The organism is Caballeronia eucalypticola (genome assembly GCF_047608185.1).
Taxonomy (GTDB): domain Bacteria; phylum Pseudomonadota; class Gammaproteobacteria; order Burkholderiales; family Burkholderiaceae; genus Caballeronia.
Genome location: NZ_JBLKRU010000067.1, coordinates 1 through 17,285, shown reverse-complemented (window position 1 = coordinate 17,285; position 17,285 = coordinate 1). Strand labels below are relative to the sequence as shown.

Below are 17,285 nucleotides of genomic sequence, written 5' to 3'. Positions count from 1 at the left end.
TGATGAAACAAAATACTCAACACGTGATATCTTAAGTCCGCGGAACACCTTCCACGATGTAAAGATTAACAACGATAGCTCTCCAAGTTAATCGAGCTACTTTACGCGTGACCTAGTTGGATCAAAGGGCGAGCACGCCGGATTGTACGGTGGCCCATATCAGGGGTAAAATATATGGCTCAGAAAACTTGGCTTGTCACCGGTGTAAACAGCGGCTTCGGACGACTCATGGTCGAAAAGTTGCTCAACCGGGGTGACCGTGTTTTCGGTACCGTGCGGAAAATCAAAGCGGTCGAAAATCTTGTAAGTACGTATCCAGACCGTTTTCGCGGTGCCGAGCTCGACATGACCGATTTTACCTCCATTCGATCAGTCGTCGATGGCGCGTTCGACGCCTTTGGGACGATAGACGTTATCGTGAGCAATGCCGGATACGGACTGTTCGGGGCCGCAGAGGAGGTATCGGACGATCAGGTCCTTCATCAAATCAACACGAATCTAGTCGGCTGCATCCAACTGATTCGATCAGCGCTGCCTCATCTTCGTCGGCAGGGCGGTGGGAGAATTATCCAGCTGTCATCGATGCACGGACAGGCGGCTTTCCCCGGAAGCTCGCTATATCATGCGAGCAAGTGGGGGATTGAAGGGTTCGTCGATTCGGTAAGTCAGGAGGTCGCACCCTTTGGCATTGGCTGCACCATAGTCGAACCTGGCGCGGCTAGAACAGACTTTCGGCATCGAAGCGCGGAGTTGCCGCCCAAGATTGATGCCTACGACATATCGCCGGCGCGCAACCCACGGCGCTTATTCGAGGACCCGAGCAGTCAGTCGCCGGGCGATCCGGACCGAATGGTTGACATCATGATCTCGAGCGTCGAGCAGGAACCTGCGCCGCGCCGAATTACACTAGGACGCGATGCGTTTGATGGTATTCACCGCCAGCTTCAGGAGCGGTTGACTGCATTGACCGCCCAGAAAGAACTGGCCTACTCGACCGATGTTGTCGCCTGACTTCCATGTGCTAAATCATCACGACGCGATACTTGCGCACCATGCGACCGTCCCGTCATGCTGCGAGATTGCATCTATGGCGGGCGTCGCTCAACAGCGACAATCTCATGCAGCCACAACATTGCTCGGAAGCCAGAGGCAACTGAATCTTTCTTCGATCGCTTGTGTTTTTGTCAGGAGGAACATCCAATCCTCTCGCGATTGCCTTCCTATCCATCGCGACAAGCGGACCTAGTTCATTATCGGCATCGATGAAAACGGAGGTCTTATCCGAATCGTGTTCGTTTCAGGGGCAAATCTGTTTCCACGACTAAGAAGAGTCTTGAATTCGTCAGAACGCAAGACTCTTCTGGTCGCAGCCGAGAAGGCCAGTTCAAAGCAAGAATCCCATCTATCACGACGCTAGTGTCTGGCGAATCATTTCTGATATTTTGTTAAATTCTGTTCGCTAAAGCTTACAGCGATCCACGACGCTGACGCCAGAGCTTCCTAGCGTAATTTTGCAGGTTATTTAAGAAAAACCAATCTGTAAGCCTTCCAACTTCCCCTCATCCCGCCAAACGCGCAGCAACGCATTGAACTCGTTGACACCACCCGTGAAAATCGTGCCGTTCTTAATCGCGGATCTTGGTACTACGCCCTCGGCGTTGTAATACCCTGGCGTGCAGTTTGCCTGGAAGCCGCCGTCGTCGACGACATACATATCACGTATAACTTGAACCCATCCTTCCTCAGCGGCCAACGATGGTTCGACCGTCGTAGCACCCAAATCTCGTAACGTGCTGATGATGTAAGCAATATGTTTTGACTGATCTTCAAGCGCAGCAGTGACGTTAATGGATACCGCGTTCTGAGAGAATCCGAGATAAAACCAATTTGGGAAGCCCCGGGTCGAGTGGCCATGGAAAGTTCGAAGTCCGGTTCTATAGTAGTCGTTGAGGGATCGCTCGTTGCGTCCAAAGACGTCAAAGCCAATGCGCCGCCGAATTTCACTTACGATTTCGAATCCGGTCGCGAAAATGATGCAATCGACCGCGTACTCAACTCCATTGGCCACGACACCTGATTTCGTAATCCTCTCAACGCCTTTCATCGGACTGGTGTCAATGAGAGTGACGTTCTTGCGGTTGACGGCCGGGAGATAGTCGTCGCTGAAGGTCGGCCGCTTGCACATTTGCCTGTACCATGGTTTGAGCTTCTCTGCGGTGCCCTTGTCTTCCACACTCTCGTCTATGCGAGCCCGTATCGAGTTCATTTGCTCGAAATCTGCGACTTCCATCAAATCACGAATCCTTCTCGCGACTTCCTCCGATGACGCACCGGCAATGTCAAGATCAGGAACGCGCATCACATTGCGGAAAATGTGCGTCCAGCCATCCTGTATAAGGTCTTCATCAACCGGTTTGCCCTCGACGACGTCGCTGAAGTGTTCTCGCCGTGCTTTTTGCCAACCTGGCTTGAGCGAGTTCGCCCATTCTTGATCGGTAGGCTTATTTCCTCTGGCGTCGACGGAGGAGGGGGTGCGTTGAAAAACAAATAGGTGCTGGGCAGACGCTGCCAGGTGCGGAATAGCCTGAACCGCGGATGCGCCGGTTCCGATGATTGCGACACGCTTATTTGACAATTTCGTTAAGCGGCCGTCTACGTCTCCGCCCGTGTAACCATAGTCCCATCGGCTTGTGTGAAACATCTTCCCGCGAAAACTGTCGATTCCCTCGATTCCTGGCAACTTCGGCCGGTTTGTCGTGCCAAGTCCCATGACGACAAATCGAGCCCTGATGTGATCGCCGTGATTCGTAGAAATTTGCCAACGTTTTAGGCCCTCATCCCAGCGAACCTCCCTGACCCGAGTCTGGAATAGTGCGTTTGTATATAAATCGTAGTGCTCTCCGATATTCTTGCAGTGCTCAAAAATTTCGGCACCCGGAGAGTACTTTTCCTTAGGAACGTAGTCAAGCTCCTCGAGAAGAGGAATGTGGCAGTACGACTCAATATCGCATCGCACTCCTGGATAGCGATTCCAATACCAGGTTCCCCCAAAATCCGAAGCTGCTTCGATGATTCTCAAGTCCGAAACGCCGCTTTCTTTAAGTCGAGCGGCGGCTAGCATTCCACTGAAACCGCCGCCGATCACTACCACCTCTACGACCTCATCGATTGCCTCGCGCGTGAAGCTCCCTTCTGCATAAGGATCGACTTCCTCGAAGTGCGCTAGGTCACCTGAGACCTCAAGGAATTGAGCTGAACCCAAGCCTGTTATCCGTCGTTCACGTTCAGCCCGATACTTATCTCGAACAGCTTCGAGGTCGACACTTAAACTTTCTTGCTTGCTGGATATATATACCGGACTGCTATCCTTCATGCTTTTTCTCTTTAGAGCAAAGACCGATGATCAACTCGGTTCGGTTTGGTGGCTGCGGCTTGGCCGCTATGGCTGAATCCGATCGCTCGCATGGAGCCGTTTCCGCTGCTCGACCTAACGAGAATCTGGCGTCTCCGGACCGCCGCTCATTGGCGAACGTGTTGTGCTCGTGCTTGCCGTAATCGCTCTCGATACGTGGGCGCGCTTTCCAGAGATCTAGTCTCAGGTAGCTACAACCCTAGCGTCCGGCGTCCGGCATTTGTCGCCAAGGCCGCACGAATTTTTTCGGAGAAGCTGAAACCGCTCAGAATTCGCTCGAATTTTTCTTCGACGACCGACCGAAATTCAGGGTGCGTAATGATGTATAGCTCATCCGCGCGGATGCCCTTGGAGCATCATTTCCGCAACTAAGCTTGCAGGTAAGCCTTGTTTTTCCAGATCTGGGATCGCCCCTTGGGCGATCAACTCCGCAATGTATTCGGAGGCCTTCGAGGTCGAATCGTTTGAAGGATCCCCGCCATATGCTTCAGTCTTGTTTCTAACGCTGGTGTAGATGTTTGTATTCACCAAGCCGGGCAACAATATCGATACCCCGATTTTTAAAGGGGCGAGCTGGCTTGCCCATCCTTCACTCATGCCGATGACCATATGCTTGGTGCCACTATAGGCCTCAACCTCGGGCGCCCCAACAAGTCCCGCAAGCGATGCGGTATTGACAATGTGACCCCCTTCGCCATGAGCCTGGATAAGAGGTACAAACTCTTCCATCCCGAAGATCACCCCTTTCACGTTGACGTCGATTGCCCAATCCCAATCAAGGGCCTTCATTGATCCTAGTGGTCCGGTAGGGGCCGCGCCAGCGTTGTTACAGACAAGATGAACCTTGTTGAAGATTCGTACTGTCTCTGCCGCAGCATCTTTCACGGAATTTCTGCGCGACACGTCGGTCACAATCCCTTCAGCGTTTATTTGCTTAGCACGTAGATTTTTAACTGCTGCATTCAGTGCTTCGGCCTCGATGTCGGCCAACATCACGTTCATTCCCTGGCGTCCTAACGCTTCTGCTATCGCAAACCCAATACCGCTAGCGGCTCCAGTGACAAACGCTGACTTTCCTTTGAAATTCCGCAACTTGCTTTCCCCTCGTTTATTAAGAAATCTACGATATCTTAAATCTTAAGGAGAACGGTAGCACGGCTTGAAAGGTTGCATGCATTTTAAACGAAGTTGCTCGGACTGAGGTTCGAATTTTGTAGGTACGAATTTCTTCTAGTCACCCGCGCGAGCTTCATCGTCTGGTATTGTTTAGATAACGCCACCTATCGAGATATTGGTTAAGAAAAACATACCTATTAACGTGTAAATAGAGAACGTTCGTTGACAAAGTAACGACCACAAGATCCGTCCAGCAGCCTAGGCAGCAAAACACAGCTCTCAGTAATCGCTTTACCAAAGTACGGCACGCGGTATGGCGCAAATGATTGCGTTGTCCGTTAGAACCAAAATGCCGACGTCGCCGGTAACCTATAGATCTTCGACCTTATGAACGATGGAGTCTCTTATAGCTAACCGCAAATGGTAGGACCCGGGCAGTTGATCGAATTATCGAGTGGCATTGGCGACGTCCATCATCGCAGGTCGTACACCCATCCCTCAATGAACCACGATCGCTCAAGACGAACTGAGTAATCGCGGTCCATATGCCCTAGATAGAAGTTTGACTAGTGCTTAGAATAGATGCTTCGATTTTCTGCAGGTTGCAGTCGAGTACCCGAACGTGTTGATTCGGAAACGGCGCCCCCGTATGCCGGTTCGGTCGCAGCAGAGTTTTCCCGTTGCTCGGCCGCTACGGTCTGTGTACTTTGACCTCTCTGAGACGTCGGAGCGCCATCCATCGGCCGATGGAATGGTGCGGGGCCGTATCCGCTCGCAATAGCAGGCTCAGCCATCGATGCAGATAGAACTAAAAGCAGGATGAAAATAGTCTTCATTGACATTTTAATATACCTCGGTAGATTTCAGACTGATGCGTATCCTCACGACGAAGAGCGGCGCACGCTTTTCAATGTCGATCGAAATGTAGTTTACGATGTAACCGAGTGAAATTTGTGCGCAGCAGCTTGAACTCTCTTTTTTGCTATGCAGTAACAATCTGCAGGTGCGACGTGCTTACCTGATCCCCAAGGCAATAACTTCTAAGATCTGCGCAGCGGCTGGAGCGTTGCGAGTGAGCGAACTGCGGACAATATTTTGGGCGTCAGCAGCTAGCTAAGATCTTTGTGCCTGAACTAGTGCATCCGGGACGTCGGGTGACACCCAGCTATGTCTTACTTAGACGGGAATTTGCAAGCAGGTTGTCGCTAAAACTCTTGTTAATGTAAAGAAAAATGGAAATTAGCCGTTAAACAGAGTCCCTTAACGCGAGAGTTAACGATGAAAATTCAATCCAATAGCCAATTTGGAAGTGCGGCCTACGATCCGTTCTCGGACGGCACCTCACGCGACCAAGAGAATGATGCCGCGAGCTCAACGGACGTTCAAAAGATACAGAAGGATATCAAGCAGTTGGGCGTCAAACTTAAAGCGGCTGAGAAGGCTGCGGGAGGTTCGCCAGCAGCGCAAGCGATGGCAACGTTGCTTTCCAGCCAGATTGCGTCGTTAGAAAGCACCGTTACGAAAATTACCAATGTTGGGGCGGCCACATTTTCGGCGTCGAAAGCACAAAGCGTCCTGCTTCAAGTACAGACTGCTAAAGCGCAGTCTCAAGACCTTTCCGCTGCCTCTCCGGTTCAAGTCAACGTCCCTGAACCCGCATCACAGCCTCAAAGCCTAAAACTAGACCTGAAGGGCACTCAAATCGACACGACGGCTTGACTGAAGTTCTGTTCCGCGAGAGGCATAATCCGTAGCGGTTCAATCTGATGAGAACGCTTCAACCAGATAGTCCACAAGAGCGCGAACGTTCTGCGAAAGACGACGGTTCTGGGGATACACTGCGTAGACTCCGAACTCCTCCGTGGTCATTCCGTCGAAAATCGTTTCTAGGCGCCCCGACGCAACATGCGGGGCAGCCATATAGTCCTGCAGGTAGACGATGCCCGCATGTCCCAATGCCGCATCGACCAGCGAGTCCCCGTTGTCAAGATGAAAACGACCGGTTGGCAAAAACGGGGATGAGAGTCGATCTCCAATCTTCCAAGGCATTAATCTGCCACTCCCCGGGTACCTGTAAGCGACACACGCAAAACGATTCAGTTCTTCCACTGTTTTCGGGCGACCCGCTTTGTGAAAATATTCGGCGGACGCGCAGACCACCATCTTCGTGGTAGAAATTCGACGAGCGACCATCCGCCCGTCAGGAATATCGCCAATCCTGATAGCGGCGTCGATACCTTCCTCGACTAGATCGACGACCCTATCCGTCAAGCTCGCATCAACCGCCAAGCTCGGATAGCGGTCCAGGAGTCCCACTAGCCTTGGAATGATCAGAAGCCGGCCGAATACGACCGGCATGGTCACATTGAGCTTCCCATGGGGTTCTGGCGTCGTTTCACTGACAGCAAGACGAGCGTCCTCGAGGTCGGCAAGAATCTGCTTACAGCGCTCGAAAAAGATAGTTCCATCCGCAGTCAGGCTGATGCTGCGAGTAGTGCGCCGCAACAACGTTACGCCTAAATCTTCCTCTAGTCGCGAAATTGCTTTGCTCACGCCCGATGCGGTCAAACCAAGCTTGTTTGCCGCCTCGGTAAAGCTCCGATGCTCGGCGGCGTGTACAAACGCCGACACAGCTGTGAAGTCCATCTTGTGTCCCTTTTTTAGCTTTCACCGATTCTTAAGAAGCGTAATTGATGACTGCGAGTCGTTAATGTTATTCCACGTCACGGGTTTTTAAAACTCTTTTCCTGCAATAGGATGATTCCAACGGGTCCGGCGAAGACGAAAATTCTTGATCGGCCGACGCTATGTAATCTCAACAACAGGATTTCACTATGACAAATCTTCTTTCTCAGCCGATCGAGTTGCCGTGCGGCGTGACGCTAAAGAATCGCTTCGCTAAAGCTGCTATGAGCGAAGGAATGGCGGACGCCTTCAATCGGTCCACCCCGCGGCTTGAAACTCTCTACCGCCGCTGGGCGGGATCGGGCGCGGGGCTATTGCTCTCTGGAAATATCCAAGTAGATCGCTGGCACCTGGAACGACCACTCAATGTCGTCGTCGATGATGATAGCGGATTGAAGGAACTCGCAGCGTTGGCGGCAGCGGGTAAGTCGGGAGGCGCTCAATTTTGGGCGCAGATTAGTCACACCGGGCGACAAGTGATGGGGACGCTCAACAATGAACCCTTGGCACCTTCAGCCGTAGAGGTTGAGGCGGTGCGCGGTATCGGCAAATTATTTGCGCCACCGCGCGAGATGAAAGAGGCTGACATAGAACACGCCATCTCGCAATTTGCATTTACCGCGAGCCGGATTCGCGATGCTGGGTTCGACGGTGTTCAGTTGCACGCGGCGCACGGTTATTTGATTTCACAATTTCTAAATCCGCGCACAAACAAACGAACAGATAAATGGGGCGGGTCGCTAGAGAATCGGTCGCGATTCTTAATTTCGACGATTGCGGCAGTGCGGGGCGCAGTGGGGCATGGTTTTCCGGTGGCAATCAAACTCAACGCATCGGACTTCCAAAAGGGCGGCTTTACTAACGCCGAATGCGTTGAATTAGTCAAAGCTCTCAATTCGACAAGTCTCGACTTGATCGAACTATCAGGTGGATCGCTCGAGCAGCCGAAGGTCATGGGCGTGATTACTCAGGACGAGGGCGATGATGTTCCGCGAGAAAGTACCTTGAAACGCGAGGCATATTTCGTTGAGTTTGCAGGTCGTGTCAAAGCGGTTGCCAAGATGCCGATTATGGTGACGGGAGGATTCCGAACAGCGGCAGCCATGGAAGATGCGTTGTCCCGAGGCGACCTGGACATTGTGGGGCTCGGCCGTCCTTTGATTGCTGACCCGGATCTGCCAAGGCGCATTCTTTCAGGCGACGCGCAGGGCGCGCCAGCATCTGCTGCGCCATCGACACTGATGGAGATTCTCGCCTGGAACAACATTCAGTTGGAACGTCTGGCGGACGGGCTTGAGCCGGAACTAGGACTGGACAGTGATTCGGCTACCTCAGAGTTCCAGTCTATTGAAAAGAACAATCTCGAGATGTTGCTTGAGAACCGGCGGTAAATCGGACCAGGGTGGACATATACCAAAGCGGTATCTTTACGTCGAGTTCGCCCTGCTAAAGCATCGTTATTAACGACTACCAGTCACGACTGAGAAAGGAGACGGATATGAGCAAATTATCTTTGGAAGGAAAGGTCGCTTTGGTGACGGGGGCATCGAGCGGTATCGGTAGAGCGAGCGCGCGCCTGCTGGCCGCACGTGGCGCGCGAGTCGTCGTCGCAGACCTTGACGAAGAAGGCGGCAATGAAACCGTCAAACTCATCGGCAAGCAGGCTGTTTTTGTTCGCGTTGATATTTCCGATGAGCGATCGGTCCAGGAGCTTGTCGACAAAACGGTTGAAACTTTCGGGCGCCTCGATATCGCGCACAACAACGCTGCCATCTATCTGACAGGCGCTAATTTCGCAGATGTCGATACCAAAACTTGGGATCGAGTCTTGGGCATCAACTTGACGGGAATGTTTTTCGCTATGCGTGCAGAAATTCCTGCGATGCTTGCGACCGGGGGTGGATCCATTATCAACATGTCCTCCGTAGCGGGAATTGTTGCCCAACCTGGTCAACCCGGATACGTACCTGCGAAGCATGGAGTCATCGGGTTGACCAAAGCTGCCGCGGTCGAGTATTCCGGTCAAAACATTCGAGTTAATGTTGTACTTCCGGGGCCGACGAATACTCCGATGGTCCAGCGCATGCTTGCGGAGAGCCCCGACTTAGCAAAGGCTCTGAAGGCTGCAATCCCAATTCAAAGACTTGGCGAACCAGAAGACGCCGCGGAAGCTGTGGCTTGGCTTGCGTCAGACGCAGCGTCCTTTGTCAGCGGCGCGTCGATCCCAGTAGACGGTGGGTTCACAGCCCAGTGAGAAAAGGTAACTTCTTAAGTTAGCTTTCGCTAAACAATTTGCACAACGAAGTAGTAGACAATGGAGAAACTATTCGTTTCTGGACTGTCCGCTTGAAAATGGAGATATGTGATGACCACATTTGTAGACAATAAAACCTCGCTTGAAGGAAAAGTAGCGATCGTTACTGGGGCGGGAAGCGGGATCGGTCGTGCTGCGGCGCTGCTTCTCGCCCAGCGAGGGGCAAAGGTAGTCGTTGCGGATCTTAAGGAAGACGGTGGCAAAGAGACAGCAGCAATCATTGGCACGAACGCTGTATTCGTAAAAGTCGATGTCGCCGATGAAGCATCGTTTAAATCACTTGTGGACAAAACGTTATCTACGTTCGGTCGCCTTGACATCGCGGTCAATAACGCGGGTATTGCGATTGGCGGTACAGAGATCGCCGAGTCTGACAAAGAGACGTGGGACAAGGTCATCGGTGTCAATTTAACAGGTATGTATATCGCCGTGCGCGCCGAGGTGGCAGCAATGCTGAAGACTGGCGGCGGTTCGATTGTGAACATGTCTTCCGTAGCGGGCGTTGTCGCACAGGTCGGCCAAGTAGCGTACATCACCTCGAAGCATGGCGTAATCGGTGTTACTAAAGCCGCAGCAATTGAATATTCCGGACGAGGTATTCGTGTGAATGCTATTTTGCCTGGAACGATCAACACGCCCATGGTCCAAAAGATTGTGGCAGAGAATCCCGGATGGGTTGAAAAGCTCACTGCAGGACAGCCTATTCAACGGCTAGGTGAACCGGATGAGATTGCTGAGGCGATTGCATGGCTTGCATCTGACGCGGCATCATTCGTGACGGGAGCATCAATCGCGGTTGATGGCGGATTCATCGCTCAATAGCTCGGAAAGAGACGGTAGAGGCACTGGGCATCCCCGTCTTCTCCATTAATTTTCATCCTCTCTTTCACATTAAGGCGCAGGTCATGTCAACACGTTCATATTTTACAAAATACAGTAACTTTGCAATCGATAGGACGGACGAGGGCGTATTGACGGTCCGATTCCACACGGACGGGGGACCGATTGTTTTTACGGGCGAGACCCACAGAGATTTTCCAGCACTCCTTGAAGAAATCGCGTTAGACCGGGATAACAAGGTAATGATCCTGACCGGAACGGGCGACGTATTTATGGAAAAACTGGACGGCGATAGCTTGGGCGAGGTCTTCAAACCGGCGCACTGGGAAAGCACAATCCGAAGCGAAGGAATTAAGGTCCTCCAGCGCCTTGTTGATCTTCCCATTCCCATAATTGGTGTGGCGAATGGACCCGCGACGTTGCACACAGAGTACCTTCTGCTGGCAGATATCCACATTGCGTCGGAGACAGCAACTTACGGGGATCCGGCACATCCAGCTTTTAATTTAAGTGCTGGCGACGGCGTTCAGGTGGTGTGGGAAGAAAGCATAGGTACGGCGCGAGCAAAATGGCTCCTTTGGACCGGTGCTGTAATTGACGCAGCTACTGCAGAGAAGTGGGGCGTCGTAAGCGAGGTTCTGCCTCCGGCGAAGGTCTATGCCCGTGCGCAGGAGATCGCGAAGGGGCTTGCAGCGCGTCCCCCACTTTATCTCGCTTTGCAAAAGCAGACGCTAAACCAACGCATTCGCCGCCGGATTATTGCGGACGTTCCTTATGGCATGGCGCTCGAAGCAATGTCTGCAGCTGATTTGGCATATCAGGCCACCGGCGCGAAGTAGCAATGTTTTGAAATCGCGCCCCGAATAATGCCGTAAAGAGCGGTTCTCCTTGAAAAGGACCGTGGTGGTCCAAGGCAGCCCATCTCCTAAGAACTCGTTGTTATCCGTGTGTTCCGACGAGTTGCATTAGCGGCATTCGTCGAGCAGGGAGATTGCATTGCTGACCGAACGTCTGGGGTGTTGTTCCCGACATAGGGTTTATCTGTGGGGGGTATCTCGAATACCATCGCGCAAACCTTCTTCTTGAGTGCAACATGCCTAACGATTTTCCCTCAGGTGCGGAGTTGTCGCGGACCGCACAAAGCATCCAAAGTAACCGGGCCCGAAAGCTCGCAACGCTCATAGCCGTCTGCGTATCTACGTTTATGCTGCCGCTCGACTATACGGTCGTCGCTGTTGCATTGCATGCTATCCAAGGTGACCTTAGCGCAAATTTCGAAGCCCTACAATGGATCGTGAACGGCTACACACTTACGTTTGCAGCTTTTCTACTGGCAGGTGGGGCACTTGCCGATATATTTGGCAGGCGCCGCATCTTTGTCATTGGAATGGCGCTGTTTGCATTGAGCTCACTGGGATGCGGTCTAGCACCAAACACGTTGATCCTTAACATTGCTCGCGGCATCCAGGGTGTGGGCGCCGCTGTGATGTTTAGCGCTGCACTTCCGTTGCTAGTACACGAATTCTCGGGTCCGGAACGCGCGAAGGCGTTTGGCATTTTCGGCGCAGTAGTTGGGATTGGCGCAGCATTGGGGCCATTTCTCGGTGGCCTGATCATTTCTGCGTTTGGGTGGCGTTGGGCATTTCTGATCAATGTGCCCGTCACCGTAGCACTGATTTTCGTCGCGATAAAGTGGGTTGGTGAATCAGCGGAGGTCAATGCCCACAAGGTGGATTGGGCGGGGACCGTGACATTTACTGCCGCATGTTTTGTGCTCGTCTACGCGCTGATCAGTGGCAATGACATGGGCTGGCGTAGCACCCAGATTGTTGCGTCGCTCGTTGGCGCGATAGCGTTGTTCATTATTTTTGTTGCAATCGAGAGCCGCCGTATCTACCCGATGTTTGATGTGAGCTTGTTCCGACAAGCAGTCTTCGTTGGCGCGTCAATCCCACCGGTGGCTCTGTCGATCGCGTTTTGGGGCTTATTCCTCTACTTCCCGCTCTACTATCAATCAGCGCTCGGTTATTCACCATTGCAGGCGGGGGCCGCGGTGTTGCCGTTTGCTATTCCTTTGTTTTTTATGGGTCCGGTTGGCGGACGTCTTGCAACGCGTATCTCGTCTCGCGCATTGCTGAGTCTCGGCCAAGCTTTGGTCGGGATCGGCTCGCTCTTGCTTTTGATGAGCACTGTGGAGTCTAGCTGGTCAGCTTTCATTATTGGGGCCTTGGTGTCTGGTAGCGGCACCGGATTGATTAACGGCGAAATGAGTAATGTTGCCATGGGGCTCGTGCCACCTGAGCGCAGCGGGATGGCATCCGGCATCAGCGGAACGATGCGCCAAGTCGGTGTCGCGCTGGGGTTTGCAGGCCTCGGAGCAATTTTGGCAAGCCGCACCGGTAGTGTATTTGCTGAACTCGCCGCTCACGCAAACTGGGTGCCGACGAATTTGAGCGCCCTCGCGGAGCACGTCCGTCAAGGTGATTTCCAAGGCGGGGCTGCGCTCGTTGACCCAGATAAAAGATCAACGTTTATCCAGATTGCTCGTGCAAGCCTGTACAGCGCCTTTATGACCATCTCGAAAGTTGCCGGCGCGGTGGGTCTAGGCGGTTCTTTGCTGACCTATTGGCTGATGGGTGTCAAACCATCAGCTGTCAAAAAGTAAATTATAAGACTCTGCCGATTGCATGGGAGAGTGCAGCTACATGACGCAATACCGTCGGCTGCGTCCCAGATTTTCGGAATATCGCCGAAAGTGTTCGCCCTTTGATTTGCTAAGCAACGCTGGCTCTATTGCTTAGGCGTTACTAAACGCGCGTCGTGTGCGGTCCTGATGTCCTACTTCCTTTTTAAGTCATCGCGTTAAATGGGCGCGCACCTGTCGATTTGTAGGCGGCATTTGGCCTGCCCGTCTGTATCCCTCCAACTCTCAGCGGGCAGGCATCTTTTTAAGATTTTTTAGTAACCCTTGGGCCTAGCTGGAACATGGCCAATTAACCGCATGACGTAATGGGGATCGTAGAGTGGGCAATTGGATGGCGGTTCAGTTTCGAAGACATCCTGTGTCCGAGCGGCGATCCAGATTGTGTACGCAACGCTAGCCAATCAAGTTCCCTCAATTACGGAAATAATAGTTATTGCGTCGGAGACGGTGCGGCGACATAGATCGCACCACAACTTAGGAGCGGAGAATGAAGAAGACAGCATTGGTGGCAGCACTGTTCGCAATCTCAATAATCGCGCATGCCCAGTCCACCGTAACGCTGTACGGACGTGTAGACGCGGGTCTTGAATATATGAGCGGCGTGCCAACAGGCGCTGGTGTCAACGGTGCTGCAACCGGAAGCACTCATCGTATCCGGGCAGAGAGCGGAGATTGGGGAACGAGTCTCTGGGGCATAAAGGGCAAGGAGGATCTTGGCGGTGGATACGCTGCCGTTTTCCACCTGGAAGGAAGCTTTGACACGATGACGGGGCGAGGGAGTACGGAGGGCTTGTTTAATCGGTTCGCGAACGTTGGCATTTCCAGCGACGCATACGGCACATTTCTTCTTGGCAAAGAGCTCTTCATCTCGAATGGGGTCTGGGATTTTGACCCGTTCGGACAGTCCAACTGGTCCTCCGCGTCGCTCGTGCGTGGTCGCAACTGGAATCACTCGAGCAACACAGTTTCGTACCAGTCTCCTAATCTCGCCGGTTTCGACCTATTCGGCCAGTATGCGTTCTCGAACGCAACGAACTGGAACGGAAATGGGAGCACAACCCAAGGACGGTGGGCCGGACTTCAACTGACCTATACATCGTCCCTATTCCAAGTCCGTGGCATTTACGATGAAATTCGCAACGCACAGTCCGGCCAGTTGACTGACCCCTTCACTGCTTCAAGGGAATACACGGCGGCAATGAATGTCTTTTTGGGTCAAATTAAGGTTCAGGCTGCATACCAAGCACTAAGAACCGCCGGTGCGCCAGCTTCTAATGGGATCTCGCCAACATCTGTTGATCAGGAATGGGGTGGAATAACCTGGCAAGCGACGCCGGCTGCTGCGCTCACGGCCGCTGTGTACCACGTGAATACCAATAAGAATTCAGGGAACGCTACCACTTACACCGTTGGTGGTACCTATAATCTATCGAAGCGTACGCTCCTTGATATTCAGGTCGCTACCGTCCAAAACAGCAAAAGTGCGAACTTCGGCTTGAACGCTAACTCAGCAGGCGAGTCGGCATCGAGCGATAACCCGATCGTTGGTCATAGTCAATCGGGCGTTTACGCAGGCATTCAGCATCTTTTTTAAAAGTTTAAAAGAAACAAACGCGTGCAGCGCCAGCGGCGCTATCTATCTTCCACACAAGCCCAATGCAAACTATCGCGGGGACGACGATAACTTGTCATCTCGCAGCAGTACTTCGTTGGCATCTAAGTAAGATTGTTATGAAATCGAGAATTCTGTTTTAGGCCGCACATCGTATTCAATCACGCGATCGTGCTTGCGCACAGAATTAAAAGTAGCTCAAATGGCGCTTACTTGTTCCGTAATATTGAAGTTTCTTAGGACCCGAAAAGCAATGCTTTTGCGTCGATGCCAATGCTAAAACTTTTAATACTCGCCGCTGGTTTTGTCATGGCAATGATTGATGTGACTGCTGTCAATGTGGCACTGCCTGATATCGAGAAGAGCCTGCGAGTACCTCTTGAGGGGCTCGTATGGATTGTCGACGCATACACGCTTACGTTCGCCGCTTTGATTCTTGCCGGCGGCGCGCTCGCAGACCGCTTCGGAGCAAAGGTTGTGTATCAATTCGGCCTAGGCGTTTTCCTAGCCGGTTCCATGCTGTGCGGAGCCGCACCAAGCGGCGACGTACTCATCGTGGCTAGATTGATACAAGGTGCTGGGGCTGCTCTTTTCCTGCCGAGCTCTCTGAGCCTCCTTTCGCATCAATATGAAGATGACAAAAAGCGTGCGCAGATGTTGGGCATTTGGTCGGCACTAGTCGGCGTCGCAGCGTCTGTGGGGCCGCTCGTCGGTGGTATGTTGATACATATCTTTGGGTGGCGTAGCGTCTTTTGGGTGAATATTCCAATAGGGCTGGCAGGGGGTGTTCTGGCGCAACTGTACATCTCGCCAGTCAGGACCCGTCCCGTGCCGCTTACGTTAGTCGGCCATGCTTCGAGTGTCTTGTGTCTCGGCTCATTGAGTTACGCGTTGATCGAGGGGCCCTCTCGCGGTTGGTTCTCGTTTCCGGTCGCACTTGCCGCGCTTGTTGCCTTTGCATCAGTGGCTTGCATTGTGTGGCGCGAGCGCAGAGGCATTCATCCCATCATCCCGCGCGCGCTTATTTCTATTCCGGGTTTCCTGGCCGTTAACGCCGTTGGGTTCCTGAACAACTTCGGGGTCTTCGGTCAAGTTTTCTTTTTGGGTCTTTATTTTCAAGAAGCGCATTCCGCTAACCCCTTGCAAGCGGGTCTCTTGCTTCTACCCATCATGGTCACCGCGACCTCAGGAAATCTCCTTTCGAGCTTCTTCTCGAGCCGGGTAGGGTTGAAGCAGACAATGCTATGCGGGTGGGTTTTTGGATCCATTGGCTTTCTTGCCGTCGCGTTGGTTGGTCATAGACCGTCATTGATGGTGACGCTCTCTCTCTGCACGGTCTCATACTTCGCAATAGGTGTAGCCATTCCTGCGATGACTGCAATGACAATGCAGATGGGAGGGAAAAACTACGCTAACGGTGCGGCCGCCGCGTTAAACGCGAATCGTCAAATCGGGGCGCTGGTGGGCGTGGCCATCGTCGGCTCAATTCTTCACGGAGCAGGAAGCTGGGACTTGCGACTGCGGGTAGCCTATCTCTGCTTTTTCGGGGTATTTGCGGTGGCCGCGTGTGTTGTCCACAGGTTCCTACAGACCTTCTCGACCCAACGATCCGGTGTCCCCGTTGAGATGTAATAGCTCTTGTAAGAAGCGGCTTTGTTTTTCTCGTGTCGAATAGAGAGGACCCTTCTTCGATTAGAGGGCAGTTCAAAAAGGCTGCTCAGTTCGGCTGAAGATGTTCCAGCAGACGAGTGAGCAGGCTAGTTTGAGGAATGCTTCGTGAATGTCAGATCGGCGCTCGAAGCGAATGCGAAGACGCCGGAAACCATGGAGCCACGAATGAGTCCGTTCAACGACCCAACGGAACTTGCCGAGACCGCTGCCGTGTTCGGTGCGGCGCCTGGCGATGACCGGTCTGATTCCACGCTCGCGAAGTTGGCGGCGATGCGAGTCGGAGTCGTAGCCACGGTCGGCGTAGATGACCTTGGGTTTGCGAAGCGGTCGGCCGCGTGTGCCGCGAATCGGCGGGATAGCGTCGACCAGCGGCAGCAGTTGCGTGACATCATTGCGGTTCGCGCCGGTCACGATCACGCTGACAGGAACGCCGTTCGCGTCTACGAGGACGTGGTGTTTGGACCCTGGTCGTGCGCGATCGGTGGGGTTTGGCCCAGTTTTTGGCCCGCCCCAACGGCTCGCACGGACGATGAATCGACAGCCGCATATGAGAAATCGAGCTGGCCAGATTCGCGCAGCTTGTCGAGCAGTAGCCCGTGCAGCTTGTCCCACACCCCGGCCTGCTGCCAGTCGTGCAACCGACGCCAACAAGTCGCTCCAGAGCCGAAGCCCAACCGGGTCGGCAGATGGTTCCATCGCATTCCTGTCTTCAGCACAAGCAGGATGCCATTGAGTGCTGCACGGTCCGAGACCGGCAACCTTCCAGGGTATCGCTGGCGTCGCGGTTTGGGCGGTGGAAGTAGCGGTTCGATCAGTGCCCACAATTCGTCATCGATGATAGGTGCCGGCATTCCTTGATCCGTTGTTCAGGTATCCAAGGTTAACCGTTTCGTGGAAAAGTAAACAGCCCTTCCGAGCTCTTTTTGAACTG

General features: G+C 53.1%; 15 protein-coding genes. 9 read left to right on the top strand and 6 right to left on the bottom strand.

The features are described 5' to 3' along the window. Positions 1-174 precede the first annotated feature (174 nt). Complete coding sequence (locus ACMX25_RS37585; RefSeq protein WP_414954936.1) at positions 175-1,011, top strand: SDR family oxidoreductase; 837 nt, start codon at positions 175-177, stop codon at positions 1,009-1,011. A 511-nt stretch (positions 1,012-1,522) separates the two neighbouring features. Here ACMX25_RS37585 and ACMX25_RS37580 read toward each other — a convergent pair. From ACMX25_RS37580 to ACMX25_RS37570, 3 genes are all read right to left on the bottom strand, one after another. Continuing rightward, positions 1,523-3,373, bottom strand: coding sequence for a flavin-containing monooxygenase (locus ACMX25_RS37580; protein WP_414954935.1), 1,851 nt, complete (start codon positions 3,371-3,373; stop codon positions 1,523-1,525). A gap of 369 nt (positions 3,374-3,742) precedes the next feature. Further along, a complete protein-coding gene (locus ACMX25_RS37575; protein ID WP_414954934.1) occupies positions 3,743-4,504 on the bottom strand; it encodes an SDR family NAD(P)-dependent oxidoreductase in 762 nt (253 codons plus the stop codon). 590 nt (positions 4,505-5,094) lie between these two features. Beyond that, positions 5,095-5,364, bottom strand: coding sequence for a hypothetical protein (locus ACMX25_RS37570; RefSeq protein ID WP_414954945.1), 270 nt, complete (start codon positions 5,362-5,364; stop codon positions 5,095-5,097). Positions 5,365-5,806: 442 nt separating this feature from the next. On the opposite strand from ACMX25_RS37570, the gene ACMX25_RS37565 reads away from it, so the two are divergent. Further along, on the top strand, positions 5,807-6,247 hold the full coding sequence (locus ACMX25_RS37565) for a hypothetical protein (RefSeq protein ID WP_414954933.1): 441 nt from the start codon (positions 5,807-5,809) through the stop codon (positions 6,245-6,247). Between the two features lie 39 nt (positions 6,248-6,286). Here the strand turns inward: ACMX25_RS37565 and ACMX25_RS37560 are convergent, their stop codons facing one another. After that, a complete protein-coding gene (locus ACMX25_RS37560) occupies positions 6,287-7,174 on the bottom strand; it encodes a LysR family transcriptional regulator (RefSeq protein ID WP_414954932.1) in 888 nt (295 codons plus the stop codon). Between the two features lie 188 nt (positions 7,175-7,362). On the opposite strand from ACMX25_RS37560, the gene ACMX25_RS37555 reads away from it, so the two are divergent. The 7 genes from ACMX25_RS37555 to ACMX25_RS37525 all read left to right on the top strand — a co-directional run bounded on the left by ACMX25_RS37555 (position 7,363) and on the right by ACMX25_RS37525 (position 16,315). Next, positions 7,363-8,604, top strand: coding sequence for an NADH:flavin oxidoreductase/NADH oxidase family protein (locus ACMX25_RS37555; protein WP_414954931.1), 1,242 nt, complete (start codon positions 7,363-7,365; stop codon positions 8,602-8,604). Between the two features lie 107 nt (positions 8,605-8,711). Beyond that, on the top strand, positions 8,712-9,467 hold the full coding sequence (locus ACMX25_RS37550) for an SDR family NAD(P)-dependent oxidoreductase (RefSeq protein ID WP_414954930.1): 756 nt from the start codon (positions 8,712-8,714) through the stop codon (positions 9,465-9,467). A gap of 111 nt (positions 9,468-9,578) precedes the next feature. Continuing rightward, positions 9,579-10,349, top strand: coding sequence for an SDR family NAD(P)-dependent oxidoreductase (locus ACMX25_RS37545; RefSeq protein WP_414954929.1), 771 nt, complete (start codon positions 9,579-9,581; stop codon positions 10,347-10,349). An 83-nt stretch (positions 10,350-10,432) separates the two neighbouring features. Then, complete coding sequence (locus tag ACMX25_RS37540) at positions 10,433-11,206, top strand: enoyl-CoA hydratase/isomerase family protein (protein ID WP_414954928.1); 774 nt, start codon at positions 10,433-10,435, stop codon at positions 11,204-11,206. Between the two features lie 254 nt (positions 11,207-11,460). Further along, a complete protein-coding gene (locus ACMX25_RS37535) occupies positions 11,461-13,032 on the top strand; it encodes an MFS transporter (RefSeq protein WP_414954927.1) in 1,572 nt (523 codons plus the stop codon). 526 nt (positions 13,033-13,558) lie between these two features. Next, a complete protein-coding gene (locus ACMX25_RS37530) occupies positions 13,559-14,665 on the top strand; it encodes a porin (protein ID WP_414954926.1) in 1,107 nt (368 codons plus the stop codon). Between the two features lie 285 nt (positions 14,666-14,950). Next, positions 14,951-16,315, top strand: a complete 1,365-nt coding sequence (locus ACMX25_RS37525; RefSeq protein ID WP_414954925.1) for an MFS transporter — start codon at positions 14,951-14,953, stop codon at positions 16,313-16,315. Positions 16,316-16,387: 72 nt separating this feature from the next. Here the strand turns inward: ACMX25_RS37525 and ACMX25_RS37520 are convergent, their stop codons facing one another. Together ACMX25_RS37520 and ACMX25_RS37515 are read right to left on the bottom strand one after the other, a co-directional pair. Beyond that, positions 16,388-16,885 carry an IS5 family transposase gene (locus ACMX25_RS37520; protein WP_286162053.1) on the bottom strand — a complete coding sequence of 166 codons (498 nt, stop codon included), beginning with the start codon at positions 16,883-16,885 and terminating at the stop codon, positions 16,388-16,390. After that, positions 16,795-17,205, bottom strand: coding sequence for an IS5/IS1182 family transposase (locus ACMX25_RS37515; protein ID WP_062093255.1), 411 nt, complete (start codon positions 17,203-17,205; stop codon positions 16,795-16,797). The genes ACMX25_RS37520 and ACMX25_RS37515 overlap by 91 nt, the downstream gene beginning before the upstream one ends. Positions 17,206-17,285: the final 80 nt, after the last annotated feature.